Below are 26770 nucleotides of genomic sequence, written 5' to 3' on the forward strand. Positions count from 1 at the left end.
TTTGTTCTTCCTTATAAGTAGGATGTGCACTTACCAACGCAGGGCTGTCGAGCCCGCAGGTTCGTGACTTTCACTTTGTTGTTGTGATTGAGTATCAGCAGTGGAAGTCTGTGATACATGCTCTTCAATACTCATCGACTCAGTAACGGGAGGAGCCTTTTCGGGTACCGAAGTGTTTTCAATGTCGACGGCTGGCATCTCTACATCCGGTAACGTGACCTGGTCGAGATGATTCAGCCCGGCGGCATTAAAAATTTTGCTTAACGTGTCACCGCCCTGCTCCGCCATCATCTCCTGCAACAATTCCGGCAGAGGCAAATACCCCCAACGGATCGCTTTCTCAAGCAGGAAAGACACCGGGCTGTGCGGCTCGCTCTGGCGAAAGTAATCGGAGACTTCGCGCAGAAGATGAAATGCCAGGTCGCGGTTCATATTATTGGTGGTGGCGATCTGAGCGAGGTTGCCGGCACTGAGACTCAGCGGGGCGCCGGAAACAACATAACTTTGTGCGGCTTGGTAAGGCGTTAAGCCATCATCAGCCCCACTCGGCACTCTGTTTTCAGGCTGTTCTGAGGTCACGGCCGTCGGCGCAGACGTCGTTTTTGGCGTCGGTTTCACCCCGGTCAGTTGATGGAGAGCGTGCTCCAGACGCTGAAACAGCGCTTTGACGAACCCAAAGTTAGCCGCGCTCACGCCCACATTTTGGGTGTGCTGGCTGACCACCGAAGCGAGACGCTCAACCTGTTCAATACAGCGCACGGTGTTGTCCATCCGCTCCTGTATTTCCGCTCGTTGCTGCAACGCCATGGCGGACACCTGAGCTTTAAGCTGGTTGACTTCGCCTTTGCGCTCTGCGCTTTGATAGTCGTAAAACGAAACATTGCCCACCAACACTTGTTGCAATAAGGGCGCGTACACAATCGAACTTTCTTCGCTGTCGCCGTTGAGCTGGAAAAAAGCTTTCACTTTGGCATCGGCCTGCTCACGCTGTTGCTGATCTGGCTCAGTCGATTTGAGTTTCTCTTCAGGCAACACCGGGTGAAGCGAAGCCCAGTGTTGCTCTGCCAACTCGGCCAGCCATTGCAACACGTTGGCAGCGCTGTTTAGCGACGAATCCAGTAAGATTTGTGCTGCAATAAACCAGGCGATCAACTCAATATCACGTGTGGTGGTCTCAAACTGATTCAACAAACTCTCAGCCAAGGTTTGCCAGCTCGCCAGACATGCTTTTTGCAGATCTTCAAGCTCATCTTCACTGGGGTTCTGGCTCAATTTACGCAAAGCCGTTTGTGCCACATTGAATTCATTTCTCAGTGGACGAAACGCACTCTTATCAAGCTTGAGATAGCGTCCGCACACGGCATCAGACGCAATCGGAACCACAAGTTGTTCAATGTTTTGTTTTGAAAACGGCATGCTTTACCTGCGTAATTTTTGTTATCAATCTGCGCGGTGAATTGGCTAGACAAGTCCCAGTCAAAATTTGAGCAAAAGAACCCCTCAAGCTGTGATTTTTAACTTCACATCTTGTCGCTTTATACGCGTCGACTTTTATATTTATCTTCTACACGAATATATAAACGGCTTTAAAAATCTATTAATTTATATATCGATAACAACATTTAATGTAAGTGATTTCTAATTTAGTGATATAGAAGACCACTACTGAGCATTATATTAGAATAAGGTTAAGTTATCCTTTTCCGTGTCTATAAAAACAACAGACCTGAGAACAGAAAATTTAATTTCATTAAATTTAATTTTTTTAATTTAAGAAATTTTTGGATTACCAATTGAAGTCGATTATATCCAGACACTCAACATTAAAAAGGCACATTCACGCCACATTTGGGTGGCTTTTAGGCCATTAACGTTGTTTTCAAGTCACAAAAAACACCCCAAATTATAACGTAAGAACATGATTTTAAAGCATGTTAATGGACACAATTTTATGTCCATTTCATGCATCATTACAGAAGCAAAAACATCAAAAAATGCATATCTAACACATAATATTTCATGGAAATATTGGTTAAAAATAATCCATAAAGGGCAAATATTGTTACGAAAGTTAATTTGGAGCATTTACTCTATTTTAGGTAAATCGATTACATTAGAACCGTATTCAATTAAATAGATTACAGATAAAAATAAAACTCTTTTTATGACTTGAATTCCGGACGTACACACAATAAATTAACTATAAATGCGCTTTGCTATTTTTCCCTGACTCTCTCTAGGCACTTATTGATCTAAGTGTTTATCAACGCGTTTACTTTTATGTTGATGTGTTTTTTATTTAAGCAAAAAACCACATTTTGCTTACAGGAAATGAGAAATTATGACCAGCAGTGAATTGCTAGCCAAAAGTCGCCCGCTGACGGCGAAACTCGCGGACAATAAGAAATACGTTGTCACCCATTTAACGGGAGAAGAAGCAGTTTCTGAAGGTTGCCGTTTTTCATTGTCTGTGGCCTCAAACGCAGAAATCAACGAAAGCAACCTCGGTAAGAGTGTGTCAATCTCACTTGAACAGTTGTTTGAAACCCGAACCTTGTCTGGTTTGTGTATCTCGATTGAATTCACCGGTTTCAGCCAGGAAAAACAACTCTATTTCTATCAGATTGAAGCCGCCGATCCTCTGGCGTTACTGGCCTATCGACGTAACCGAAAGATCTTCCAGAATATGACCACCAAACAGATTCTGGATACGTTACTTGGCGATAGCGACTTTAAAAACTATTTTTCGTTTTCGGTATCCGGCGGTGGCAAAAAACATGACTATTGCGTCCAACTGGATGAAACGGATCAGCAGTTTATCCGGCGCCTGCTCGCCAGCGAGGGCTGGCATTTTCATGTCCGTCATGATTCGGGTAAGCCGTCGGTGGTGATCGCCGACTCTAACCAAAGATTTGAACCAATACCTGAACCCAAACTGTACTACCAGGACGGTAGCCAGGCTGCACATCGGGCACTCAGCAACTGGAGCCACGCCACGCACATGGGCAGCGCCAAAGTGTCGTTGGCGGACCACACTCAGGCACTGGCAGAAGTGTTTGAAAGCGGCGAGCGTAAAAGCGCGTTTGACAGCTCCCCATCGGCGCTGGCGCAAAACTGGTTTGGTCTGGGGCTCGACAACAAAAACGAAGCACGTGATGCCGCTAAACGCCAGATGGACGCACTGGATGCGGTCAAATCGGTCTCCAAAGCCAGTTCCAGTATTGCAGCGCTGGCCTGTGGCTTTACCTTCCGTCTCAATCAACACCCGCTCAGTTCAATGAATCAGGAGTACATTGTTACCCGGCTGACTCATCACGTTTCCACCGACGAAGGTGGTACATCGCCGGTGTATCGTAACCAGTTCCATTGCATTCCGGCTTCAGTCACCTATCGCCCTCAGGTTCAGGATAAGCCCAAAGTGCACAGTGTCCATACTGCCTCCGTGACCGGCCCCAGCGGTGAGGAAATCTACCGCGATAAAGCCGGACGAATCAAAGTCCAGTTCCACTGGGACAAAGACGGTAAGCGTGACGAAAACAGCTCCTGCTGGCTGCCTGTATCACAAGGGCTAGCCAGCAAAGGGTTTGGCGCTCAGTTCACGCCGCGTATCGGCGACGAAGTATTGGTGCAGTACATCGACGGCGATCCCGATCGCCCGGTGGTTACGGGCTCGCTCTACAACACCAAAAACGCAGCGCCTTATAGCGCAGCTTCGCAAAGCGGCCTGAAAACCCGTTCGACCCCGAAAGGCAGCAGCAAACAAGGCAATGAACTGCGCTTCGAGGATCAGAAAGACAAAGAACATATCTTTCTCCATGCGGAAAAAGATCTGCTGATTGAGGTTAACAACGATAATCAGACTACGATCAAAGGAGCGAAACGCACACAAGTCGACAAAACGGTGGCCCTGAATGCCAAAGAAGCCATTCAGGTTGAGGGAGACAAAACCCTCACTGCCAAAAGTAAGGAAGACTGGACCGGAGACAGCGGCAAAGATCTCAACCTGTCGGCGGCATCCAACATGGCGTTATCGGCCAAATCGTCGGTCACCGTCGACGGCAGTACGATATCGTTGAGCGGGAAAAGCAAAATTGAGCTCAAAGTCGGCGCCAGCAAAATTGAGATCAGCGCAAGTGGCATCAAGATTGACGCGCCGCAGGTGGCGATTAATGGACAAGCAAAAGCCGAAATGAAGGCGGCAATGGTCAACATCGAAGGACAAGGAAAAGCCGATGTAAAAGCCGCACTCGTGACGGTAAATGGCAGCGCTATGACGCAGGTTAAAGCCGGCGCCATGGTGCAGATTCAGGGAGCGATAGCAAAGGTAAACTAATGACTTTACGCAAAATTCCATATCAATACGCCAGGGACATCATTGAATTTTATTCGCCAAATGCGCAGTTTAGTCAGTTGGCCGCCGATGAGTGCTCCCCCACAGAGGTGATTAACGCCGCGATGGAGCAGGAAATGTTTGCGGACGCAGTCACATTTCTCGCCCACGCCATGCCGGTCAGGGAAGCCGTATGGTGGGCCGCCTGCTGCGCCGCTACGCGCAGTGACTGGAATGAACACGAAGCCAATGCCGTTCGCGCGGCGAAAGCCTGGGTGCATACCCCGGACGAGACCAGCCGTCGTCACGCCGAACAAATGGCCGATCTGGCCGGGCTGGAGTCCGGCGCTGGCTGGGCCGCGCAATCGGCATTCTGGAGTGGCGGCAGCATGACCAAACCCGATGATCCCATAGTGCCGCCCCCGCCTTACCTTTACGCGCAGGCAGTGGCCGGCAGTATCAACCTCAGCGCCGTCTTACCCGACGGTGAACACGCCAAACAGCGCTACCGCGACTTTATCGACATCGGCCTGAACATCGCCGCTGGCGGAAACGGCGAAAGCTAGGAGTTTTTATGTTACCCGCAGCCCGTGCCACCGACATGCATATGTGTCCAATGCAAACCCCGGCACCCGTGCCCATTCCGCACGTCGGTGGCCCGTTATTGCCCCTGCCCACCACGGTATTGATTGGCAACCTACCGGCGGCCACCATGGGTCAAATGTGCGTGTGCGTCGGCCCACCAGACAGCGTAGTCAAAGGCAGCGCCACGGTGCTGATCAACAACAAACCCGCCGCACGCATGGGCGATCTTACCGCCCACGGCGGCACGATCGTTATGGGCTTGCCAACGGTACTGATTGGTGGGTGAAGGGAAGGATAAACCGCAAAGGAGCTGAATTGCTCCTTTGCGGTTAGGGGGAGTTAAGGAAAGCAAGAGCGGTAGAATGTCATAGGCCTTTGAATAATTCAGCTCTGTGGTAGGCAAGATACTTTTTATGCTCATTTCTTATTTCAAATGACATGCCCTCGCTGACACCAATTATCTCTGGATTTTCTAAATCACTGGCGATCATAACCCGACCATGCTCATCAAACGAAATGAAGCCAAGATCGAATGCTTTATCCAGATTTGCCAACAACAACAAACCATTATACTTATCCAAACGTTCTTCGTTACTGGAAGCTCTCCATGGTTTGATGTGCGACGCGATCAGGATCTGAGTATTTTTATAGCCAGTCACCGCACATTTTCTCCACAATTGAATCAATTGTGTTCTAAAAATCCCTTGCCCTATTCTCGTGCTTACTAATATCTTCTTTTCTGTATCCGTTAGATTATCGTCAGACATGACTTGTCTGATATCTGCATTCACATCAACTTGTGCCAGATCGACAAGAAATTTGTGGTAACTCGATAACGCGGCACTATACATTCCATTACCTTTGCTATCATGACGCTTGAATGTATCTAACTGCCTGGCTTTTTCTTCCACTTGCAGAAATTGACGATAAGATCCTATGTCGGTGATAGGCTCTCGGATTTCTCCAGCGTCTTTCAGCCATTTTGAAATTGAGAATCTCACAGCCTTAGAATAGTTCTCAGCTGTTTTTTCTTTCTTGCCGATATCGATCAGCCACTGAAAGTATAACGCAGCTAAATCCGATAGGTTCGACACCAAGGCATCTTTAAGTTCATTTGATACAATAGAGCTTTTCATAAAATGAAATAGCTCGTCATCTAGATAAGCGTAAGAAATCGCTTTGGCCGAATATCGGTTGGTATTAAAAGCATCAAAATTTTCTTCGTATACGAGGTGCCAAAAGCCTTCACTCTTCAAATGGAAATATGGGTTCTCTGGTGTATTTTTATCCTTTCCTTCTGAAAGGTTATTAAAATGTACAGTAAATTGGTCCTTAAGCACTTGATCGAGCTTGATCCGATTTGAAGCAATGACCCCGATCTTAATGAGATCCATCACGGCCAGAAGCATACAAACTTTATGTGGACTCTTTCTGCTACCCCTTCGATTCATATTCAGATTGCGAAGTTTCTCTAAGTAGTACTCAAGCGACATATATTCCTCTTAGTTCTAAGCAATCTTCTTCAATACTACGGTTTGCCAAGTAATATCGTGTCTTTTAAGCATGTCTGTTTGTTCAGTAACCTGACATATAGAAAGGCATGACGACAAACATAAATTCTCTAGCTCTGATACCGACACATCAAAGTGTTCTCGTTCATCATGAAACGAACCATGACGCAACGTAATAACCAAAATCCCATTGTCAGAGAGTAAATCCGATAAAGTCTTAAAGGCCGCAGCACGGTTAGATGTCGGAAGATGCATCCAAACACCAGAGAGCAAAATAAAGTCATAAAGGTTTTCTAACCTGACAACACTGGTCAAATCCGGCAAAGAGTCGTTGATCCAATTAATTTCTTTAGCACTGTTCTCAATACCAAGTTGACGCATCCCACTTGAAGGCTCAACAGCAACGACCGAACAACCTTGTTTATGGAACCACCTTGCGTCGCGTCCCGTTCCTGCCCCTACATCTAAAACAAAACTACCTGAACGAGGCCAATAGGTACGACAAGAATGGTGAACGGATTCAAACTCTACCGAGTCATAGTATTTCGCCAGAGAAACTGCATTTTTATCGTAAAAAAAAGGCATTAAAGACATAGCCAATCACTTTGTTTTTCGTCAACTGATGATATACGGTTCACAAATATAAAACGATAAAGTATGAGAAATTGATGGAATATTGTGACCAGTACCTAACTAAAAAGTGTTATTAAAAGAGATAAGCTCACTCACTAAGTGCATGTGAAAATTAACTCTTTTGATAGAGAATATTCGTGTTATCGAAGCAATAAGATCTACGATTGCTGGAAAACGAAAAAACCCCAGCATTTCTGCTGGGGTTTTGAATGTGGCGGTGAGTGAGAGATTCGAACTCTCGATACGTTGCCGTATACACACTTTCCAGGCGTGCTCCTTCAGCCACTCGGACAACTCACCAAATTGTTGCGTTGACTGCGTTAGCCAACGAGGCGCTAATTTAATGATTCCATTGGTGTTGGTCAAGGGTAAATAGCAAAAAAAAGCGCTGAATGGGATCGTTTGGTCACTAATTAGCTAAACCGAGCTATATTTGCCCGATTTATGCTTGTTGATAGTAACCCGGTACCCGAAACCATTTGCGGCACAGGTCCAGGAAATAGCCGTACAGTACGCCCATTCCACACGACACAACGGCGTTACTGGCTACGGCGGTCATGATCTGGTCGCCTGACGCGCCAACTGTCCACAAAATGGCAGCATATACCGGAGACTGGAACAACACATAAGCCAGCAAATCCGAAACGTTTTTGCTCAGCCGCGTATCTGAGAGGCGACGCCCCTGGCGCAGTACGTAGTCACGGAACAGCCCATACGGCCAAGCAATGGCAATATTGACCGGGATCGACAGCGTTCTTGACGCCAACGACTGTTCAAACGTCATGCCCGATACAAAAACCTCAATCATCATCCCTGAGATGAAACAAAACACAACCATTGCAAAGGTGTCAGCAGCGGCGTGACGAATACAAAACGGACCTCTAGCTTTCATATTCATTTCCAGAATAAATATCTATAAAAAAGCACAAAGTGCAAAACCATAAACCACAACTTAAGCAAACAAGCAGTTTATGAGACTATTAGAACATAGTCTTTAAAGATATAGATTCCGTTTTTTAACATAAGTGGTAAATAAATTACCAATTTACGTACAAAAACTAGCTTTATTCACTAATAAAGGATTCTAGTGATCGAATTTTTGTTGAAAGGATAGAAAAACGTTATTTAGTTACAGAAATCAGAGAGCAAGACGGCGAGTAAATCGAGATCTTCGGCTAAGGGACTGGATTGATTATCCAGGGCTTCTCCTACTCGCTCGATGACATCTGCCGCTGGTTGTGTCAGTTGCACGCCCAGCACCTGCTTTATTTTGTTTAAACGCAGGCGCGCATCTTGGTATTTATGGTTTTCAATGTCCACATAGAGGGCCACCAGGCTTTCTTCGTGAATCACCACTGAGGGCTGTTGAGAAGTCGCTTCACTGACAAACTGATACAGTAGCGGCGAGTAGCGATACAGAGCGTCATCCAGTTCGTTTTCGTCGATGGGTTTGGCAACAATATGGTTGGCGCCCGCGTTCATCATCCGCTGCTGGGTTTCTTTAAACACATCCGCCGTGCAACCAAAGATCAACGTTCTGGCTTTGCGGTTTTGCAACTGACGAATGGCTTTAATCGCCTCCACGCCGTCCATAACCGGCATATGGTTGTCCATCAGGATCAAGTCGTAGTGTTTATCCAGTAACTGGCGCACCGCGCGCTCGCCGTTTTCCACACAGTCACAAATAAACCCTTTGGAACGCATGAACGTTTCCATAATGATGGTGTTGGTGCGGTTATCCTCGACAATCAAACAACGTAAACCGGTGTAGTCCAGCTTGCTGTGCGTCTCGACCTCCACCGTGCCCGGTTCACACGGCTCAACGGCAATCAGAACGTCAAAGTTGCTGCCAATACCCTCTTCGCTGACCACAGTAACATCGCCGTCCATCAGCTCACAGATTTGCTTGACGATCGCCAATCCCAATCCGGTGCCCCCAAAGCGGCGGGTGGTTGAAGACTCGGCCTGCTCGAAAGGTTTGAATATCCGCCGCTGCGCTTCTTTAGCGATCCCGATCCCGGTATCTCGCACTTTCACCGATAAATAGGTTTTGTCGTTCATCTCGACTTCTTTGAGGTACACCTCGACAAAGCCTAAAGAGGTGAATTTAACCGCATTGTTGAGCAGGTTAAACAATACCTGACGAATACGTGCCTTATCAGACAGATACCAACGCCCCGGCTCTACTTCTGAGAACACCTTAAACTGCAAGCCTTTCTCAAAACACAGCGTGTGGTAGACGCTGTTAATACTGCCGATGATCGAGTCGAGCGGGAATGGGGCGTGTTCCAGTTCCAGATGCCCCTGCTCTATTTTGGAGAAATCGAGGATTTCGTTGAGCAACGTCATCATATGATCGCCAGATTCATAGAGTGATTTCATATATTTACGCTGCTCATCCGTCAGATCGCTTTTCAGCAGGATCTGCGCAGTACCCAGCACGCCGTTCATCGGGGTGCGAATCTCATGAGACAAGGTGGCCAGAAAGGCGCTTTTTGCTTTGGTCGATGCCTGCGCTTTGACTTTCTCGGCTTCCAGATAGACCGTCTTCTGGTTAAAGCTGTCGATCAGATGGCGAATTTCATCCTGACTGCGATAATCCATATCGATGATCCCTCCTTCGCGGGAGGCGTCGACTTCCTGAGCAATCAATACAATCGGTTTGAGTAAATAGCGATTCAACAGATAGTAGCCCAGCATAACGCACAGCAACAAAATCGGCAGCAAGGCAAACTCGACCTGCGATACCAACTGATAGACTTCATCGTTGATCCGCCGCTGGGCGTTCACCACGTCCATCTGCCAGCGAAAATCCCCGAAGGACAATTCACTGATGTACACACCTTTCGCGATTCGAAAGTTGTGTTCAGTGATCGCATCACCATACGCGTCACGCAAAAACACACCGAGTTGGTGGTCTTCGGCCATGCGACTGACAAAATCAATCAGGCTGTTGAGTGACAGATCCACCGTGGCCACACCGGCAAATGCGCCATTGACGAAATACGGTGAAGAGGCAGTAAGCATCTGAATGTGGGTATAAGGGTCAATGTAGACTCGCGACCAAGCGATGCTTCCGGGCTGCGCGCTTGCAGACGTAATGTACCAGGTTTCGCGATCGTAACCGCCGGACTGAGGGTTGTTCCAGGAATAAACCCGATCGACGTGCCCCTGCTCGGTACGGTTATAAAACAAACTGGCGTAGGCGGTATCCGGACGTACCGAATAAGGTTTGGGCCACAGCCCGCCACTCACCGTCACACCATTAATCACAGAAAATAGCGACCGTAATGCTTTGTCTTGACCCTGCGCATCCTGACCGCTTTGCCCGATGCTGACGATACTTTGTAATATGCCCATTGAGCTGTTGAGCGGTTCCACAACCTGAGCGGCAAGCAATTCGGTTCGGGAATCGAGGTTTTGCTCCAGCGTGAAGCGGAGCGGCGGTTCAACCACGAGGTAACTGACCGTCCCGATAGTGGCGATAATAAAGCAGAGATAGACGGCGAGAGCAAAGATGCTCTTTCGCTTAAGCGAGGAACGAATTTCCATAAGTGATTGATTATCTCCTTCTATCTAAAAGCTATAGCGAATGCTGTAAGGCATCAAGTCTTTTTATCTAATTCTATGACTGCTACTATGGCGCCTGTTGAATTCATCACAGTGGTAATTACATTGACTCTACAAGAACTCCTCGCGCTGCCAGAGCTGCAGGGCAAGTTGCTCAATGAAGCAAAAACACACGGTTTCGTTACCGCGATGGCGGCTGCTCCTCATGAACTTTCTCCGCACGAATGGCTGCCGTTCCTTTGGGGCGGTGAAGAAGTGGCGCCCTTTTCTGATGGCGAACAACTGGAGTGCTACATTGAGGCGGTAATTGCCCTGTGGAATGGCTATCGCCCCGCTCTGCTCAACAACGGCTGGATCTGGCCAGAGCTGTGTCAGTTAGACGAAGAAGAGATCGTCAACGAAGCCACACGTGATTTTTGTGAAGGTGTTCTGCAAGGCTGGCAACTGTCACGCGACGATTGGGAAACCATCATGCCGGAAGACAGCGAAGACAACGCGCTACTAGGCGGCGTTCTGCTGTCTTTGAGCATGCTCTACGATCCGGAAACCTCAATTGCGACTCTGGCTGAACAAGGCATTGAGGGCTTAGAGCAGTTTGAAGAGATTTACAATGCGATGCCAACGATGCTAAGTGGTTTGGCTATGCGCGGCGCAATGCTGGCTGCCGATCAGTAAGCATTGACGTTACGGCAAAATAACCTGGCTATTGCCAGGTTTTTTTTTATTTTTCCACCGCATGCCAGTCAAAGTCATCAATGCGTTCATCGGCGATGTAAAACACCCGATCGCCTGGATTGATCACGGTATCCAGCTCCGGGTTCAGTTGAATACCTCGCCCGCTGTCTATGGCAATGAGTGTCGCTTTGTGGCGCGCTTTGATGAAGGTAAACACCCGCTCAACACTGATGGCGTCACTGTGTTTGGGGTAGACGGTAGAATATTGTGTCATGCCTCGCGTTGAGGCCAGCAGCTCCTGGTGCAACTTGCTGGAGCCCGGATCCACCGCCGCTTTCGCCAGCATTTCAGCGCCAACCGCCGGAATACACTCGGCATTCGGGCAGTGTTGGCTCAGAAGCTCGCTGAGCGCTTCATCTTTAAAATACGCCAGCAAATGCGCGTTAGGATTACGGTTGGCGCAGTAGAGCGCTGCTGAGAGCGTCACGTCGTCTTCCAAGTTATCAACGATGATGCAACTGGCCTGATCAATACTGGCGTTTTCCATTTCTTTTGCATCGGTGTAACTGTTGACGCGCACAAAACCGATTTCCCCGGGCAACGGATTCTCGATATCACTGCGGCTGCACAATACAATCGGACGCTTACCGGTTTCTTCATGTTGCAGCATTCTGATCATGTGTATAGTACGCTGGCCATTCCAGCCTAATAACAAGATATGGTTGCTCAGATTCATTTTACGTTTCCCCAGAATTCCTGCTCTCCAATACTCCACCGCCTCGCTGGCAATACGACCCAGTAAAGCTGCAAACAAACTCAGCCCGGCTGGTATTACAAACAGCAACACCACCCATTTGCCCGCATCCGACTGCGGCGAGTAATCACCATAACCGACGGTCGAGGCCGTCACCATCAGGTAGTAGACAAACGTTGCCGGGTCGTCCGTCAACGCCTGCTCGCCCGCCAAACGGAGCAACAGCCACGATAAGACTAAATACGCGATCAGAAACAACAACAGGTTACGATTGCTGATGTCGAACAGTCGCGCATTGACCCATTGTTTGAACGTTAACCAGATTGACATTGATATTCCTGTGTGACGTCCACGATGTGTAACATGGGGTAAGTATCAGGCACAAAAAAACCAGCCGCTACGGGCTGGTTCTAATTCTGTGCACCTTATCAATCCGTTAAGCATTGCCCTTGACTTGCATATTCAGTTGCTCTGCAAAGTCCAGCATGCGATTAAGAGGGATAAGCGATTTCACACGCACCTCTTCATCAACGAAGATTTCATGTTCCTTGCCGCCATCGCGCAACGCGCTTTCAATTGCGCTCAGCCCGTTCATGGCCATCCAAGGACAATGCGCACAACTGCGGCATGTCGCGCCAGCGCCGGCCGTTGGTGCTTCAATCAGCTCTTTTTCCGGCACCAGTTGTTGCATTTTGAAGAAGATGCCTTTGTCGGTGGCCACAATCATCTGTTGTTGCGGTAATGCTTTGGCCGCTTTGATCAACTGACTGGTCGAGCCGACAGCGTCGGCCAATTCCACGACGCTGGCTGGTGACTCCGGGTGAACCAGTATCGCGGCATTTGGGTACAGGGATTTCATTTTACGCAGAGCGTCGGCAGAAAATTCATCATGCACTACGCACTCACCTTGCCACAGCAGCATGTCTGCGCCCGTTTTATTGGCAATGTACGAACCTAAGTGGCGATCCGGGCCCCAGATGATGGGTTTGTCTTCCGCATCCAGGTGTTCCACGATCTCAAGTGCAATACTGGAGGTCACCACCCAGTCTGCTCGCGCTTTCACTGCAGCCGACGTGTTGGCGTACACCACCACGGTGTGGTCCGGGTGCGCGTCACAGAATTCGGTGAACTTATCCGCAGGACAGCCCAGATCCAACGAACATTCAGCTTCCAGTGTGGGCATCAGAATTCGTTTCTCTGGTGTCAGGATCTTGGCTGATTCCCCCATAAAGCGCACGCCAGCAATGATCAGCGTAGACGCTGGATGGCGGTTGCCAAATTTGGCCATTTCCAGCGAATCACCGACAAAGCCGCCGGTTTCTTCCGCCAGAGCCTGAATTTCAGGGTCAGTGTAATAGTGGGCAATTAAGACCGCGTCTTTTTGCTTAAGCAGCGTCTTAATGTTGTCAATGTGGACTTGTTTTTGTGCTTCAGTCAGTGGAACTGGCTTGGGTGGAAACGGGTATACGGTATCTATTTTATCTAATATGTGGCTCATTGCTCTTGCCTACGCAACTTCCAGTAATCCGCGTATTGTACACCTGTTAACAGCTGTGGATCAAAGAATAGCAAAAGAGGCTGACGGGCAGCCTCTTCTCATACGCATCTGGTTTCTATTTGAGCTTTTGCTTGGCAAGCTCAGCAGAAGCGCTGGTCGGATACTCGTCGACCACTTGCTTATAGAACTTTTGTGCCTGTGCATCATTGTTGTTGCGCTCGGCAATATCACCCAGCTTCACTAATGCATCTGCACGTTTGTTGGACTCTTCGTACGTCAGTACGGCAGCGAAGCTCTTGGCGGCGTCTCTATCCTGCTTTTTGGCAAAATAAAGCTGACCCAGCCAGTAATGCGAGTTCGCGGTAAAGGACGAATCCGGATAATCTTTCTGGAATTTTTGGAATGCCGCAATGGCACCGGTGTAATCACGCTTTTTCAGGATCATATCAACCGCATCCTGATACGCGGCCTGCTCGCTGGCGTTAGTACTAAACGTACCACCGGCCGACTTGGCAGACGCCGCTTTGCCGCTCGTTGCGGCTTTAGGCGCGGAATTCATCTCGCTACGCAGTTTATCCAGTTCGACAAACAGCTCACGCTGACGTTGCAACATCTGCTGCATGTCATGGTTGTTCTTTTCAAGTTGACCACGCAGGCTGCTGACTTCGTGTGACAGCTCGTCAATTTGCTGCTGCATCTGAATCTGCAGGCGGTTACGACTTTGTAGCATGCGCTCCAGGCGTGCGACATCCGTCTCGTTGCTGCTGGCTGACGCAGACGCGCGAGATGAAGATGAGGAGTTTGATAGATCAGATACTGGGGCTGGTGCAGCGAACGCCAGGTTCGCTGCACTTGCCAGTAACGTAAGCGCGGTAATTCGCTTTAAGTTACTGAACATGAGGCATTTCCTCGATTAGTAAACCAGAACAGCGCGGCGGTTCTTAGCGTACGCTTCTTCTGAGTGAGACAGAAGAAGTGGCTTTTCTTCACCGTAGCTGACGATAGACATTTGGCTTGGCATTACACCCAGAGCTTCCAGGTATTTCGCGACTGCCTGTGCACGACGCTCACCCAGTGCGATGTTGTACTCAGGAGTACCACGTTCGTCTGCGTGACCTTCGATAGTGACGTTCACTGAAGGGTTCTTCACCAGGTATGCCGCGTGTGCAGCCAGCATATCTTCGTAATCGCCAGCGATCGTTGAGTTATCGAATGCAAAGTAAATAGTTTGGTTCTCACGTAGCGCTTGCTCTTTCAGCTCTTGCTCAGTCAGTTGACCGTTGCCATCGATTGGCGATACCACTGTAGTATCAACACCGTTAGCAGAACCTGACGTAGACTGGTTAGTTTCAGAGCCTGAAGCGTTAGCCGCTTCATCACTTGAACTACATGCAGTCACTGCAAGTACTGGTAGCGCAATCAGCAGCCCTTTAAGAACTTTGTTAAGTTGCATTTTGTTTTTTCCTTACTTTTTTGTATTTACTTGCTATAAAAACGGTGACCACGCCGGCGCTCTTACACGCCCGTTAGTTGCCGGTAGTCTAGCCTTAAATCGCCCATCAATCGACACCATCGACAGAACGTTTGTGTCGTTATAGATAGAGCTGTAGATAACCATACCGCCGTTCGGAGCGATACTTGGCGACTCATCCAGTTTTGTTTGCGTCAAAACTTGCACTGCGCCGGTCTCTAAATCTTGTTTTGCCAGGTTAAAACCTGAGTTGCTGCGGTGAACCATCACCAGGAAGCGGCCATCCGGAGTGATTTGTCCGCCCTGATTCTGCATCCCCTGCCAGGTGACACGTTTGGTTGAATTGTCAGCCAGGTTGACCTGATAGATCTGTGGACGTCCACCACGGTCTGACGTGAAGATCAATGACTGACCATCCGGCGCCCAGTATGGTTCAGTGTTGTTGGCACGACCTGAAGTCACCTGAGTCAGTTTCTTGCTGTTCAAATCGAGAATGTACACTTGCAGGCTGCCGGTTTTAGACAATACCAATGCCAGCTTGCTGCCATCTGGTGAGAATCTTGGCGCACCGTTATGACGCGGGTATGACGTCATCTTCTCACGTTCACCTGAGTAGATATCCATCACGTAGATTTCTGCACGGCCATTCTGGAAACTGACGTACGCGAGCTTTTTGCCATCCGGAGACCAGGCTGGTGACATCAGAGGCTGTTTCGAACGCAATACCAGTCGCTCGTTGTAACCATCGTAGTCAGCCACACGCAGTTGGTACGGATACGTGTCTTTGTCGTTCACGACCACGTAAGCAATACGAGTCAAAAATGCACCACGCTCACCTGTCAGCTGCTCGTAGACCAGATCTGAGATTCGGTGAGCGTATTCACGCAGGCGGTTGGCTGGCACGGTGGCACGCTTATTAAACAAAACGTGGTCCTGAGCAGCAACGAGCTGGCCGTCATCACTCAATGCCTGGCTCTGGCCTTTCGTCAATTGACCACGGACCACATCGACTAACTGATAGCTGATCACGTAGTTACCATTGGCATCTTGCGTGATCGACCCTGTGAGCAGTGAATCCACTCCCAGAGACGTCCAAGACGGGTAATTCACTTCGGTGTCACTGTATGGCGTCTGTGGCATTTTACTGGTCGCCACAGGGCTAAATTTACCACTGCGTTGCAGGTCAGAGGCAATGATCGCTGAGACATCCTGCGGCAGTTTACTCGCGCCTTCCCACTTAAAAGGTACGATCGCGATTGGTCGTGCTGAATCGACCCCTTCGGTAATCACCAACTCGAGCGCGGCATTCGCTGAGTTGGCAACGGTACACATCAGTAACGTTAACCCTAGCAATAATCGTTTGATCACGTTGGTCATCCTTTATTTAAAAATCAACGGTTAAGTTAATATTACGCAGTTGTTTGATCACATCAGGATCTTTGGACATCGGGAAGTTACCGACCTGACTGATCGCACTTTTTGCCGCGTTACACAGTCGTGAGTCACCCCCCAGTACAGACACACTGCTGACCACTGCGTCACTGCCAGTCGGAACCAGCTTAATATTAACCCGGCACGACTTTCCCAACAGGTAGTCGTCCTTGATGATTCGACTTTGAATCAACTGAGTGTAAATCGACGAGAATCGCGCCACTTCACTCGCCATATGCTGACCTTTCGCGACCTGATTCTGCGCGGATTCATCTTCCAGGCCTGCAAAAATATCGTTCAGAGCCGCTTCCTGTTCTTTACGTTCACGCTCAATACGTTCCAAGCGTTCTTTCTCTTTGCGCGCTTTTTCTGCGGCCTCTTTGGCGGCTTTTTCTTTCGCCAGACGTTCTTTTTCGGCCTTTTCCGCCGCTTCACGCTGTTTACGCGCTTTCTCTTCGGCTTCCTTCGCTGCTTTCTCACGCGTTAAACGTTCTTGCTCAGCTTTTTGAATCGCCGCTTCTTTTTCTTTGCGTTCCGCTTCAAGCTTAGCAGCCCGCTCACGTTCCTTGCGAACCCGTTCTTCTTCGGCTTTGCGCTCCTGCTCTTTCTGCGCGCGCTGTTTTTCTGCCTCCCGGGCTGCTTGTGCGTCTTTCGCCTGCTGCTCTTTCAGCTTACGAATGCGCTCTTCTTCGGCTTTGCGGTTTTTCTCCAGTTGCTCGCTTTCGCGTTTGAGTTTGTCCAGACGCTCCTGCTCTTTCTTCGCCGCAGCTTCACGCTGACTGCGAATTTGCTGAGCCTGTTTTTGCACGGCCGACGGGTCAATGACAACCGCCTGAACCATCTGGCCACTTTGCTGTGGCTTATTCATCGTAAAGTCCGTGCCAAACAGCAGAGCCGCCACCAGCAAGGCATGCAGACCGATCGATATTGCGACCGGTTTGCCATACTCATTTCTTTTGGATTTGTGGTTTTTCATCTGCTTTACGGAACTTATTCCTTGATATCCGTTAACAGGCCGACTTTCGGTATGCCTGCTCGGCTTAATTCATCCAACACCAAAACAACTTCAGCGTACGGAGTTTGCGCATCGCCCCCCACCGCTACCGGAGAGTCCGGTTTGAGTGACAGCTCCGCTTTAACACGGACGATCACGTCCTGCAGTGACAGGCCGCGCACCATGTCTTCATCGTTGACACTGACACCAAGCTGACCTTGTTTATCAATTTCAACAATGATGAAGCTCGCGTCGCTGTCCCCGGCCATTTCGCTGGCTGGTTTTGCGGTCGAGGTTTTAGGCAACTCGACATCGACACCCTGAGTAATAAAGGGCGACGTCACCATAAAGATGATCAGCAGCACCAGCATAACGTCGATATAGGGTACGACGTTAATCTCTGCGGTCATCTTGCGTTTTTTTCTTTGGTAGCCCGCCATCGCTTATTCCTTGTTGGCCATCGCCTGGCGGTGAAGAATGCTGTGGAACTCTTCTGAGAAAGTCGCGTAGTTGTGCTCTAGCTTACTCACTTTATTGCTCAGGCGGTTGTAAGCCATAACGGCCGGAATGGCAGCAAACAGGCCCATCGCGGTCGCAACCAGTGCTTCTGCGATACCCGGTGCCACCATGGCCAACGTTGCTTGCTTGACTTCACCCAGCGCGATAAAGGCGTGCATGATCCCCCAAACGGTACCAAACAGACCAATGTAAGGACTGATCGAACCCACGGTCGCCAAAAATGGCAAGCTGGTTTCAAGATCATCCACCTCACGAGCCACCGCCACGCGCATCGCACGGCCAGTGCCTTCCATAATGAACTCCGGAGATGAGGCGTTGGATTTTCTCAGACGCGCAAACTCGGTAAAACCGGAGTAGAAGATTTCTTCTGATCCGGTCAGTTCGTCTTTGTTTTTCTTCACACTTTGATACAGTACGGACAGATCGTTGCCAGACCAGAACTTGTCTTCAAACGCTTCAGTGTCTTTTTCTGCACGAGAAAGCACTTTGCTGCGCTTGATGATCATTGCCCAGGAAGCGATCGACATCCCCAACAAAATGAGCATGACCAGTTTGACCAGCAAACTAGCCTGTAAAAAGAGGTCAAGGATTGAAATTTCAGCGGTCACTCTGTGTTAACTCCATAACAATTGATTGAGGCATAGCAATGGGCCTCATTTTCTTATTATCGATACATGCTACCTTAACCATTGCCCGGCACAATATATGCCCCTCAGGATTGACGATCTCCTGACAGAATGTGATCGAGGCCTTTTTGAGCTCAGAAATGGTGGTGTTGACGTTCAGATGATCGTCCAATCGCGCTCCCTGAAGGAAGTCGATATCCATGTGTCGGACAACAAAGCCAATGCTTTGTTCCAAAAGAAGTTGTTGTGAAACGCCTACCGAACGCAGCATCTCTGTGCGGGCACGCTCGAAGAATTTCAGATAGTTGGAGTGATACACCACCCCACCAGCGTCGGTATCTTCATAGTACACAACAACCGGCCAAATAAATTCACGGCTTGTAGCTTGCAAAACGGCACCAATTCAACAACAAAATTAGACGGTTACTATAACGCAACCCGTATCCAGTTGTGAAAGGCAATTCACCGTTTTCACAGCAATCGGACAAAAAATTAGCGCTACCCCGACGAAGTAGCGCTAATTCAGAGAAAATTCAGAACTGCAGGTAAATTGTTACAATCTGTCTCACACGAAATACTGGTAAGTCAGATAGAGCAAAATCGTCAGCGAAAAGTACGGGCTGAACAGAACCTGCCAGTACCAGCGCCTTGGTTTAAAACCTATTCCAAACACCATGCTGGCGCACAGTGCCCAGATCATCAGTGGCGCGATGATCACGTTAAAACCACCGATGGCATTGGCATAGGCGTGTGGGTCCCACATCACCAAGCCCACATGCATAAAGCCCAGGATAAGGGATAAAGCTCTCAACAGAGCCTTATCCACCAGAGCATGCAAGCGGGTTACCTGCTCAGCGAGGTTACTCACTGTCTTTGTCCATCATTTCCGAATGCTCTAACCAAAGAGCGTTGATGATACCGAATGCACAAGCAAGTAGTACACCGAGAATCCATGCGAAATACCACATAGTAAAGGCTCCTTAGTATAGTGAGTTTTTGTTTTCTTCAATGAACTTGCTGTCCAGACGACCAAACATTTTGTAGTAGGTCCAGGACGTGTAACCCAGAATGATCGGCACCATCACAAACGCAACGGCAGTCATCAGACCGAGAGTCAGTTCACTTGACGTCGAATCCCACATGGTCAGGCTGTTACTGGCCACCAGGCTAGACGGCATAACGAATGGGAACATTGCAAAACCAGCAGTCAGAATGACACCGGCGTTACCCAGGCTGGACGCTAGGAATGCAAAGCCACACTTTTCTACGCGTGATGCCAACACCGCCAGCAGCGGCATCACCACGCCCAGCGCCGGAGCAATCCACATTAGTGGGTATTCCTTAAAGTTGTTCATCCATGCGCCCGCCGACGTTTCTACCACTTTATTGAGTGGGTTCGACGCGGCATTGTGGTCGATAGCACTGGTGATCACGTAGCCGTCGATGCTCTGAATCCAGAAACCAGCCGCAACGAAGGCAACCACAGTCAGCAGCCCCATGATTTGCGCAACGCCGCGAGCACGGGTATGCAGATCGCCAGTGGTTTTCATCTGCAGCCAGGTCGCGCCCTGCATAATGATCATAAACAGGCTGACCAAACCACACAGCAGTGCAAACGGGTTGAGCAGGGCGAAGAACGAGCCGTGGTATGTCGGCATCAGCAGTTCGTTCAACTTGAATGGTACGCCTTGCAACAAGTTACCGAACGCCACACCAAAGATAAGTGGCGGTACGAAACCACTGATAGAGATACAGATATCCCAGTTTTTACGCCATTTTGGATCTTCGATCTTAGAGCGGTAGTCCAGACCGACTGGACGAAGCCACAGCGCCGCCAGCGTCAGGATCATCGCCAGGTAAAAACCAGAGAATGACGTTGCGTACACCAGTGGCCACGCAGCAAACAGCGCACCACCTGCGGTGATCAACCATACCTGGTTGCCGTCCCAGTGTGGGGCAATTGAGTTGATCATAATACGGCGTTCAGTGTCATCTTTACCGATGACAGGGACCAGCGCACCAACCCCCATATCGAAACCGTCGGTAATCGCGAAGCCAACCAGCAGGACACCAATCAGTACCCACCAGATCAGTCGCAGAGTTTCGTAATCAAACATAATAGTCTCTCCTTGCCTTACGCTTCTACCTGGCGATCCAGCTTATCTTGTGCAGATTGCGGATTCTGTTCGAAGTGGTAGCGACCCGTTTTCAGGCTGCTTGGACCTTTACGTGCAAATTTCAGCATCAGATACACTTCAGCAATCAGGAATGCGGTGTACAGCGCCAAAATGGCCACCAGCGATGTGATAATCTCTGTCGCAGTCAGTGCCGATGCCGCAAAGTGTGTCGGCAGAATCTCACCCACAGCCCAAGGCTGACGGCCGTACTCTGCAACAAACCAGCCGGCTTCAATCGCAATCCAAGGCAGTGGAATACTCAACAGCGCCGCTTTGAGCAACCAGCGTTTCTGTTCGATCTTCTGACGACAAGTCTGAATGAACGCCGCGCCGAAGACAAACAGCATAACAAAGCCACATGCCACCATAATGCGGAAAGACCAGAACAGAGGCCATACCGTCGGGATGGAATCATCAGCCGCCGCCTGGATCTGTTGCTCAGTCGCGTCTGTCACGTTTTCGGTGTAGCGTTTTAGCAGCAGGCCGTAACCCAGATCGCCTTTCACTTCGTTGAAGGCAGTCATGTTGGCTTCCGACTTGTCACCGGCACGCAGTTTTTCAAGCAGCTCGTAAGCGTACATACCGTTACGGATACGCTCAACGTGCTCAGCACGCAGATCCTTCAGGCCAGTGACCTGCTCATCGAGTGAACGGGTAGCAATAATGCCCATCACGTAAGGGATCTTAATGGCGTAATCGGTGTGCATTGTTTCCTGATTTGGTAGACCAAACAGGGTGAATGACGCCGGCGCAGGTTCCGTGTTCCATTCTGCTTCGATCGCCGCCAGTTTCACTTTCTGAACTTCACCCAGTTCATAACCTGAGTCATCACCCAGAACCAGAGTCGACAGAATGGCCGCAATACCAAACGAAGCTGCCACAGCAAAAGAACGACGCGCGAATGCGATGTCACGACCTTTCAACAGGTAGTATGAGCTGATGCCTAGAATGAACATCGCGCCAGTCGTATAGCCAGCAGAAACAGTGTGTACGAATTTCACCTGAGCAACCGGGTTGAAGACAACCTCAGCAAAGCTCACCATTTCCATTCGCATGGTTTCAAAGTTGAACTCAGCACCTACCGGGTTTTGCATCCAGCCGTTTGCAATCAGAATCCACAGTGCAGAGAAGTTTGAACCCAGAGCAACTAACCACGTTACAGCAAGGTGCTGTCGTTTTGTCAGGCGATCCCAGCCAAAGAAGAACAGACCCACAAAAGTCGATTCTAGGAAGAAGGCCACTAAGGCTTCAATGGCAAGAGGGGCACCAAAAATGTCACCAACATAGTGGGAATAGTAAGACCAGTTTGTACCAAACTGGAACTCCATGGTCAGGCCGGTAGCCACACCCAGAGCAAAGTTAATACCGAACAGCTTACCCCAGAACTTGGTCATGTCCTTGTAGATTTGCTTGTCGGTCATTACATAGAGTGACTCCATGATGGCCAGCAGAAATGCCATACCTAAAGTCAGTGGAACGAACAAGAAGTGATACATCGCAGTGAGCGCAAACTGCAACCGCGATAGATCAACGACGTCAATCATGGTAACTCCTTTGTGTCGGCTGAAATGACACTATCGACATAACGAGCAACGCAAGCCCCCATGTTGTTCAACATTGAAACTTGTTGATAAAAAACATCATATTGTTGCAATTATGTACCGTAATGGTTAGTTAATTGTTAAGCATCAGCTAATATAGCTAGGGCTAATATTACTGCTAAAAACAACTTGTTTCAAAAGGTTTATGGGCGAAAAACGCTTTGATTTAGGTCAAGTTTTCGCTCTCATTTTTGACTAAAAAACAGACAAATTGATTTCAATCAAGCCAATTTGAATTTTGATGTTGCATTTCAGTGATCCACAGCAAGTTATCGGAATTGTTGATAAACATCTCCATAACAACCCACCATAGATCATTACGCCCTAAGGGTTATACGAGTTTGCGGTTTAGTGAGCTTGGTCACACTAAATAAAAAGCCGAACTGTGAAGTTCGGCTTGGTAAACTTATTTTTCAATTCCGAAGTGGAGGTAAGCCCTGTCGGTAGCGATTCGCCCTCTTGGCGTGCGCTGCAGGTAACCCTGCTGGATCAGATACGGTTCGAGTACGTCTTCTATCGTGTCACGCTCTTCACCTATGGCGGCAGCCATGTTGTCGATGCCCACCGGTCCGCCACCAAATTTCTCCATGATGGCCAACAGCAACTTGCGGTCCATGTAGTCAAAACCCTGATGATCAACATCCAGCATGTTCAGCGCTTTGTCGGCGATATCGGGACAAATATGGCCATTGCCTTTCACTTCCGCGTAATCACGGACACGGCGCAGTAAGCGGTTGGCGATACGTGGCGTACCACGGGCACGACGCGCCACCTCCAGTGCCCCTTCCGGGTCAATCGACAGGCTCAAACACTCGGCACTGCGCTGCACAATATGCTGCAAGTCGGGGATTTTGTAATACTCAAGACGCTGCGTAATGCCAAAACGGTCTCGCAGCGGTGATGTCAGCGATCCCGCTCTGGTCGTCGCCCCAATCAGGGTGAACGGCGGCAGATCAATTTTGATTGAACGCGCGGCCGGGCCTTCCCCGATCATGATGTCCAGTTGGTAATCTTCCATCGCCGGATACAGCACTTCTTCAACCATCGGACTAAGACGATGAATTTCATCGATGAACAGAACGTCATTTTCTTCGAGGTTGGTCAAAAGCGCAGCCAGATCACCGGCTTTTTCCAATACTGGCCCCGAGGTGGTACGGATATTCACCCCCATTTCGTTAGCAACAATATTGGCCAACGTGGTTTTACCCAGGCCCGGCGGACCAAATATCAACAGGTGGTCAAGCGCTTCCTCACGCAGCTGCGCGGCTTTGATGAAAATTTCCATCTGGTCGCGGACGTGATCTTGCCCCTGGTAGTCTTCCAGCTTTTTCGGTCGAATCGCTCGGTCGATCACGTCTTCGTCTTTAAATGCCGGATTTTCCGGGGCAATCAGGCGATCAGCTTCAATCATAACGGGCCTCCTGACTTATCCACTTAAACCATCGACTTGAGGGCGTCGCGGATCAGCGCTTCGCTGCTCATACCTGGCTGGGCAATCTGAGCCACCACTTTGGACGCCTGAGTCGGTTTGTAACCCAGCGCCAGCAGTGCGCTGATGGCTTCTTCTTCCGCTTCTTGTTGCTCAGACACTGGCGCAGAATCGACTGGCGCCGCATCCGTTGCCGGGGTAAACAGATCGCCAGCCCCCCATCCTTTCAGACGGTCTTTCATTTCCACCACCAATCGCTCGGCAGTCTTCTTACCCACACCGGGTAATTTCACCAAGGTGGAAATATCTTCACGCTCGACACAGGCCACAAACTGGCTGGCGGTCATACCGGACAAAATGCCCAGCCCCAGTTTCGGACCAACACCGTTGGCTTTGATGACTTCACGAAACAGTGCGCGCTCTTTCACGGTGTTAAAACCATACAACAACTGAGCGTCTTCACGGACAACAAAATGAGTGTAGATGACGGCTTCTTCTCCGGTATTCGGCAGCTCGTAAAAGCAGCTCATCGGCATTTGTACTTCATAGCCGACGCCATTCACTTCTATCAGCAGTTCCGGGGGTTGTTTTTCGATCAATGTGCCTCGAAGACGTCCAATCACGTTGTGTTCTCTTGTTGGAAGGAAATTTGAGACAGGATAATAAAGAACTGGATACACATCCAGTTCTTTGTGCAGATTTGTCGTCGCTTCAGGCCTGTGATACCACTCGATCCAAATTGTGCGTCAGGCGGCGAACATCATCCACTTGTTGATGCAGTTCCTCCCCTTGTCTGGCCACAACCGTTGCCACGCTTTTGGTGTCGTTGACCCCACGAGCAACGTCACTGCTGGCCAGATCGAGTTCCTGGAGTGAACTCATCTGTTGCCCCATCACCGTCACCAATTGTTCGACCTCACCCGAAATGCCTGTTACCTGAGTAATGATCGCGTTCATCTGTCCGGCACTGGCCTGCATCACTTTTTGTCCTTGTTCGACATCCTGCTCACTGCTGTCGAGCAACTGACGGATCTCAATCGCTGACTGACTGCTTTTCGCCGACAACTCACGCACCTGATCCGCCACCACCGCAAACCCTCGCCCCTGCTCTCCTGCCCGCGCCGCTTCGATCGCCGCATTCAATGCCAGCAAGTTGGTCTGCTCCGCCACTGAAGTAATTAAGTCGGCCACTTTCATGATGTCTTGGTGGCTGGTCATGATCTTGTCCATTGCCGCGGTGGAGGCATCAAGCAGTTGGCTGCTTTTACCGGCCTGTTGGCCCACCTGCTCACTTTGCCGCTTCAGCGCCTGAACAAAACGCGATGACTCCCCCACTGTTTCAGAGAGCAAATGCACCTGCTGGCTCATCTGTTCTGCCGCACTCGCCTGCGATTCACAGTTCTGATTGAGTTGAGTCACTTGTTGGTCTAATTCCGTCGCCTGTAACTCCAGTTGGCCCGACACATTTCGCAACTGTGCGGCATTGTCGGTGGCCTGATGAAGCACGTGCGCCATTTTCTTTTCTCCGGCGACCACATTCTCCATTGCCTGTTCACTGCTGACTAAGGCACTTTCCGCTTGGTAAATCGCACGATCGCGCTGGCGGGCCGTAAACGCCTGAGCCACCGCAATGACAACCAGAGGTAACATCACACCAGACCAAGTTTCCACCGCCTGGGCCGATGGGCTCAAGAGCAGTTGAGGAAACTCATACCCTTGTTGCCGCGCCGCCGTCATGGCTGCGGCGATCACAGTCACACCAAGGCTCCAGACAATCGCCACCGTACGCGTGCCAGAAAGGAAAAATGCCACGATGAGCAGCGGCACCCAATAGGTCTGAGTCGAATCCACGATGCCGCCACTTTGATAAATGATATTGAGGGCATGCAGTGTCATGCCAACAAACCCGATGTTCAGCGCCAAGCCCGCCCGTCGCGTGACACGCAGCAACATCGCAGAGGCGAGTTCGAGCAGGACGAGTAGAATGGACGTGATGATCAGCGCTTCGTGTTGGTGGCGCGACCATTTCAACAGGCTGTATACGCCCACAAGAAAAGCAATAAAGGTAAACAGGCTGATGATGTCAGCCTGACGTGCTGTCTGGTTATCCCATTGAGGGTCTGCTGGCTGGCAGAAAGCACGCCACCAGGATAGCGGGTTGATTGTCATAGTGATACAAAGTTCTGATTAGACCTCCTACCACTTTAGTTACTTAACAAAATGATAACAACAAAGGCGTCGATAACTGCTTGTCAGCTCTCACTTTCCCGATTAGCGATACCGGCCACGACGAGCGCTGGTTGCTTTGCCCGCCATCGCCACCAGCGTTTTATTGGTGTTAGCATGACAAATCGCCACGCCCAGTGCATCCGCCGCATCCGCCTGAGGTTTTGCAGGCAGTTTCAACATGTGCTGAACCATGTGCTGAACCTGCGTTTTATCTGCCCCACCCGTCCCCACAACCGCCTGTTTTATCAGTCTCGCTGCGTATTCGAATACGGGCAGGTCTGCATTCACCGCCGCCACAATCGCGCTGCCTCTGGCTTGTCCCAGCTTTAACGCCGAATCGGCATTTTTTGCCATGAAAACCTGTTCGATGGCAAAGACATCCGGCTGAAACTGCGTAATGATCTCGGTTACCCCTGCGTAGATCTGACGCAGACGCCCCGGCAACTCTTTCTCCGACATGCGGATACAACCGCTACCGAGATACTGAAGATGGCGACCGTTCTGACGGATCACGCCGTATCCGGTAATTCGGGAGCCCGGGTCGATACCCAAGATGATGGACATACTCACTTCCTCTGCCCACTCTCGGGCGCACTGCGTATTATTGGCAGCCTGTTCAGCGCGAACAGGTCATACCGATAAGCATACCAAATTGTGCGTGCAAACAGATCATTTGCAGGTTCAAACGCTTACTTCACCAGCAGCATGATTGATTTCCTATCAACTGACGCAGACTG

At 49.6% G+C, this 26770-nt stretch carries 26 protein-coding genes and 1 tRNA gene; 4 read left to right on the top strand and 23 right to left on the bottom strand.

Features of this window, described 5'->3' with window-relative positions:
- Positions 1-30: 30 nt before the first annotated feature.
- The gene (locus VPR01S_RS02465) at positions 31-1416 is read right to left on the bottom strand and encodes a type VI secretion system protein TssA (protein ID WP_021703716.1); all 1386 of its coding nucleotides are present in this window, start codon (positions 1414-1416) and stop codon (positions 31-33) included.
- A 925-nt stretch (positions 1417-2341) separates the two neighbouring features.
- On the opposite strand from VPR01S_RS02465, the gene VPR01S_RS02470 reads away from it, so the two are divergent.
- From VPR01S_RS02470 to VPR01S_RS02480, 3 genes are read left to right on the top strand one after another with little or no spacing between them, the layout of a single operon-like run.
- Positions 2342-4333 carry a type VI secretion system Vgr family protein gene (locus tag VPR01S_RS02470; protein WP_021703718.1) on the top strand — a complete coding sequence of 664 codons (1992 nt, stop codon included), beginning with the start codon at positions 2342-2344 and terminating at the stop codon, positions 4331-4333.
- Positions 4333-4896, top strand: a complete 564-nt coding sequence (locus VPR01S_RS02475) for a DUF6931 family protein (protein WP_021703719.1) — start codon at positions 4333-4335, stop codon at positions 4894-4896. The genes VPR01S_RS02470 and VPR01S_RS02475 overlap by 1 nt, the downstream gene beginning before the upstream one ends.
- An 8-nt stretch (positions 4897-4904) precedes the next feature.
- Positions 4905-5201 (top strand): PAAR domain-containing protein, encoded by a 297-nt coding sequence (locus VPR01S_RS02480; RefSeq protein ID WP_021703720.1) that lies wholly within the window; start codon positions 4905-4907, stop codon positions 5199-5201.
- A gap of 79 nt (positions 5202-5280) precedes the next feature.
- Here the strand turns inward: VPR01S_RS02480 and VPR01S_RS02485 are convergent, their stop codons facing one another.
- The 5 genes from VPR01S_RS02485 to VPR01S_RS02505 form a co-directional block, all read right to left on the bottom strand.
- A complete protein-coding gene (locus VPR01S_RS02485; protein ID WP_021703721.1) occupies positions 5281-6408 on the bottom strand; it encodes an HNH endonuclease in 1128 nt (375 codons plus the stop codon).
- A gap of 15 nt (positions 6409-6423) precedes the next feature.
- Complete coding sequence (locus VPR01S_RS02490; protein ID WP_021703722.1) at positions 6424-7020, bottom strand: class I SAM-dependent methyltransferase; 597 nt, start codon at positions 7018-7020, stop codon at positions 6424-6426.
- A 251-nt stretch (positions 7021-7271) separates the two neighbouring features.
- Positions 7272-7359 (bottom strand) — tRNA-Ser (locus VPR01S_RS02495).
- A 142-nt stretch (positions 7360-7501) separates the two neighbouring features.
- Positions 7502-7951, bottom strand: coding sequence for an L-alanine exporter AlaE (locus VPR01S_RS02500; protein ID WP_021703723.1), 450 nt, complete (start codon positions 7949-7951; stop codon positions 7502-7504).
- 233 nt (positions 7952-8184) lie between these two features.
- A complete protein-coding gene (locus VPR01S_RS02505; RefSeq protein ID WP_021703724.1) occupies positions 8185-10611 on the bottom strand; it encodes a hybrid sensor histidine kinase/response regulator in 2427 nt (808 codons plus the stop codon).
- Positions 10612-10734: 123 nt separating this feature from the next.
- Between VPR01S_RS02505 and VPR01S_RS02510 the strand changes: the two genes are divergently transcribed.
- Complete coding sequence (locus VPR01S_RS02510; RefSeq protein WP_040902212.1) at positions 10735-11304, top strand: UPF0149 family protein; 570 nt, start codon at positions 10735-10737, stop codon at positions 11302-11304.
- Between the two features lie 46 nt (positions 11305-11350).
- Here the strand turns inward: VPR01S_RS02510 and VPR01S_RS02515 are convergent, their stop codons facing one another.
- From VPR01S_RS02515 to ruvC, 17 genes are all read right to left on the bottom strand, one after another.
- Positions 11351-12388, bottom strand: a complete 1038-nt coding sequence (locus VPR01S_RS02515; RefSeq protein WP_021703726.1) for a potassium channel family protein — start codon at positions 12386-12388, stop codon at positions 11351-11353.
- Between the two features lie 106 nt (positions 12389-12494).
- On the bottom strand, positions 12495-13556 hold the full coding sequence (nadA, locus tag VPR01S_RS02520) for a quinolinate synthase NadA (protein WP_021703727.1): 1062 nt from the start codon (positions 13554-13556) through the stop codon (positions 12495-12497).
- A gap of 115 nt (positions 13557-13671) precedes the next feature.
- Complete coding sequence (ybgF, locus tag VPR01S_RS02525; protein WP_021703728.1) at positions 13672-14454, bottom strand: tol-pal system protein YbgF; 783 nt, start codon at positions 14452-14454, stop codon at positions 13672-13674.
- Positions 14455-14469: 15 nt separating this feature from the next.
- Positions 14470-15009, bottom strand: coding sequence for a peptidoglycan-associated lipoprotein Pal (gene pal / locus VPR01S_RS02530; protein WP_021703729.1), 540 nt, complete (start codon positions 15007-15009; stop codon positions 14470-14472).
- 33 nt (positions 15010-15042) lie between these two features.
- Positions 15043-16395, bottom strand: coding sequence for a Tol-Pal system beta propeller repeat protein TolB (tolB, locus tag VPR01S_RS02535; RefSeq protein ID WP_021703730.1), 1353 nt, complete (start codon positions 16393-16395; stop codon positions 15043-15045).
- A gap of 16 nt (positions 16396-16411) precedes the next feature.
- Positions 16412-17434 carry a cell envelope integrity protein TolA gene (gene tolA, locus VPR01S_RS02540; RefSeq protein ID WP_021703731.1) on the bottom strand — a complete coding sequence of 341 codons (1023 nt, stop codon included), beginning with the start codon at positions 17432-17434 and terminating at the stop codon, positions 16412-16414.
- A 14-nt stretch (positions 17435-17448) separates the two neighbouring features.
- The gene (gene tolR, locus VPR01S_RS02545) at positions 17449-17892 is read right to left on the bottom strand and encodes a protein TolR (RefSeq protein WP_021703732.1); all 444 of its coding nucleotides are present in this window, start codon (positions 17890-17892) and stop codon (positions 17449-17451) included.
- 3 nt (positions 17893-17895) lie between these two features.
- On the bottom strand, positions 17896-18579 hold the full coding sequence (gene tolQ / locus VPR01S_RS02550) for a protein TolQ (RefSeq protein WP_021703733.1): 684 nt from the start codon (positions 18577-18579) through the stop codon (positions 17896-17898).
- Positions 18569-18988, bottom strand: coding sequence for a tol-pal system-associated acyl-CoA thioesterase (gene ybgC, locus VPR01S_RS02555; RefSeq protein WP_021703734.1), 420 nt, complete (start codon positions 18986-18988; stop codon positions 18569-18571). The genes tolQ and ybgC overlap by 11 nt, the downstream gene beginning before the upstream one ends.
- A 174-nt stretch (positions 18989-19162) precedes the next feature.
- Entirely contained in the window at positions 19163-19465 is a 303-nt protein-coding gene (gene ybgE, locus VPR01S_RS02560) for a cyd operon protein YbgE (protein ID WP_021703735.1), read from the bottom strand.
- Complete coding sequence (gene cydX / locus VPR01S_RS22060) at positions 19458-19565, bottom strand: cytochrome bd-I oxidase subunit CydX (RefSeq protein WP_000270284.1); 108 nt, start codon at positions 19563-19565, stop codon at positions 19458-19460. The genes ybgE and cydX overlap by 8 nt, the downstream gene beginning before the upstream one ends.
- 12 nt (positions 19566-19577) lie before the next feature.
- Positions 19578-20714: a cytochrome d ubiquinol oxidase subunit II gene (cydB, locus tag VPR01S_RS02570; protein ID WP_021703736.1), complete on the bottom strand. Its 1137-nt coding sequence runs from the start codon at positions 20712-20714 to the stop codon at positions 19578-19580.
- Positions 20715-20731: 17 nt separating this feature from the next.
- On the bottom strand, positions 20732-22318 hold the full coding sequence (cydA, locus tag VPR01S_RS02575) for a cytochrome ubiquinol oxidase subunit I (RefSeq protein WP_021703737.1): 1587 nt from the start codon (positions 22316-22318) through the stop codon (positions 20732-20734).
- Between the two features lie 463 nt (positions 22319-22781).
- Entirely contained in the window at positions 22782-23786 is a 1005-nt protein-coding gene (gene ruvB, locus VPR01S_RS02580) for a Holliday junction branch migration DNA helicase RuvB (protein ID WP_021703738.1), read from the bottom strand.
- A 23-nt stretch (positions 23787-23809) separates the two neighbouring features.
- Positions 23810-24427 (bottom strand): Holliday junction branch migration protein RuvA, encoded by a 618-nt coding sequence (gene ruvA, locus VPR01S_RS02585; protein WP_021703739.1) that lies wholly within the window; start codon positions 24425-24427, stop codon positions 23810-23812.
- Positions 24428-24515: 88 nt separating this feature from the next.
- Positions 24516-25967 carry a methyl-accepting chemotaxis protein gene (locus VPR01S_RS02590; RefSeq protein ID WP_040902213.1) on the bottom strand — a complete coding sequence of 484 codons (1452 nt, stop codon included), beginning with the start codon at positions 25965-25967 and terminating at the stop codon, positions 24516-24518.
- 108 nt (positions 25968-26075) lie between these two features.
- The gene (gene ruvC / locus VPR01S_RS02595; RefSeq protein ID WP_021703741.1) at positions 26076-26597 is read right to left on the bottom strand and encodes a crossover junction endodeoxyribonuclease RuvC; all 522 of its coding nucleotides are present in this window, start codon (positions 26595-26597) and stop codon (positions 26076-26078) included.
- Positions 26598-26770: the final 173 nt, after the last annotated feature.

This window comes from Vibrio proteolyticus NBRC 13287 (assembly GCF_000467125.1).
GTDB classification, from domain to species: domain Bacteria; phylum Pseudomonadota; class Gammaproteobacteria; order Enterobacterales; family Vibrionaceae; genus Vibrio; species Vibrio proteolyticus.

Bases quoted from the DNA above. Each gene is read 5' to 3' on its own strand.
- VPR01S_RS02465 (WP_021703716.1), bottom strand. From the start codon at position 1,416: ATGCCGTTTTCAAAACAAAACATTGAACAACTTGTGGTTCCGATTGCG.
- VPR01S_RS02470 (WP_021703718.1), top strand. From the start codon at position 2,342: ATGACCAGCAGTGAATTGCTAGCCAAAAGTCGCCCGCTGACGGCGAAA.
- VPR01S_RS02475 (WP_021703719.1), top strand. From the start codon at position 4,333: ATGACTTTACGCAAAATTCCATATCAATACGCCAGGGACATCATTGAA.
- VPR01S_RS02480 (WP_021703720.1), top strand. From the start codon at position 4,905: ATGTTACCCGCAGCCCGTGCCACCGACATGCATATGTGTCCAATGCAA.
- VPR01S_RS02485 (WP_021703721.1), bottom strand. From the start codon at position 6,408: ATGTCGCTTGAGTACTACTTAGAGAAACTTCGCAATCTGAATATGAAT.
- VPR01S_RS02490 (WP_021703722.1), bottom strand. From the start codon at position 7,020: ATGTCTTTAATGCCTTTTTTTTACGATAAAAATGCAGTTTCTCTGGCG.
- VPR01S_RS02500 (WP_021703723.1), bottom strand. From the start codon at position 7,951: ATGAAAGCTAGAGGTCCGTTTTGTATTCGTCACGCCGCTGCTGACACC.
- VPR01S_RS02505 (WP_021703724.1), bottom strand. From the start codon at position 10,611: ATGGAAATTCGTTCCTCGCTTAAGCGAAAGAGCATCTTTGCTCTCGCC.
- VPR01S_RS02515 (WP_021703726.1), bottom strand. From the start codon at position 12,388: ATGTCAATCTGGTTAACGTTCAAACAATGGGTCAATGCGCGACTGTTC.
- nadA (WP_021703727.1), bottom strand. From the start codon at position 13,556: ATGAGCCACATATTAGATAAAATAGATACCGTATACCCGTTTCCACCC.
- ybgF (WP_021703728.1), bottom strand. From the start codon at position 14,454: ATGTTCAGTAACTTAAAGCGAATTACCGCGCTTACGTTACTGGCAAGT.
- pal (WP_021703729.1), bottom strand. From the start codon at position 15,009: ATGCAACTTAACAAAGTTCTTAAAGGGCTGCTGATTGCGCTACCAGTA.
- tolA (WP_021703731.1), bottom strand. From the start codon at position 17,434: ATGAAAAACCACAAATCCAAAAGAAATGAGTATGGCAAACCGGTCGCA.
- tolR (WP_021703732.1), bottom strand. From the start codon at position 17,892: ATGGCGGGCTACCAAAGAAAAAAACGCAAGATGACCGCAGAGATTAAC.
- cydX (WP_000270284.1), bottom strand. From the start codon at position 19,565: ATGTGGTATTTCGCATGGATTCTCGGTGTACTACTTGCTTGTGCATTC.
- cydB (WP_021703736.1), bottom strand. From the start codon at position 20,714: ATGTTTGATTACGAAACTCTGCGACTGATCTGGTGGGTACTGATTGGT.
- cydA (WP_021703737.1), bottom strand. From the start codon at position 22,318: ATGATTGACGTCGTTGATCTATCGCGGTTGCAGTTTGCGCTCACTGCG.
- ruvB (WP_021703738.1), bottom strand. From the start codon at position 23,786: ATGATTGAAGCTGATCGCCTGATTGCCCCGGAAAATCCGGCATTTAAA.
- ruvC (WP_021703741.1), bottom strand. From the start codon at position 26,597: ATGTCCATCATCTTGGGTATCGACCCGGGCTCCCGAATTACCGGATAC.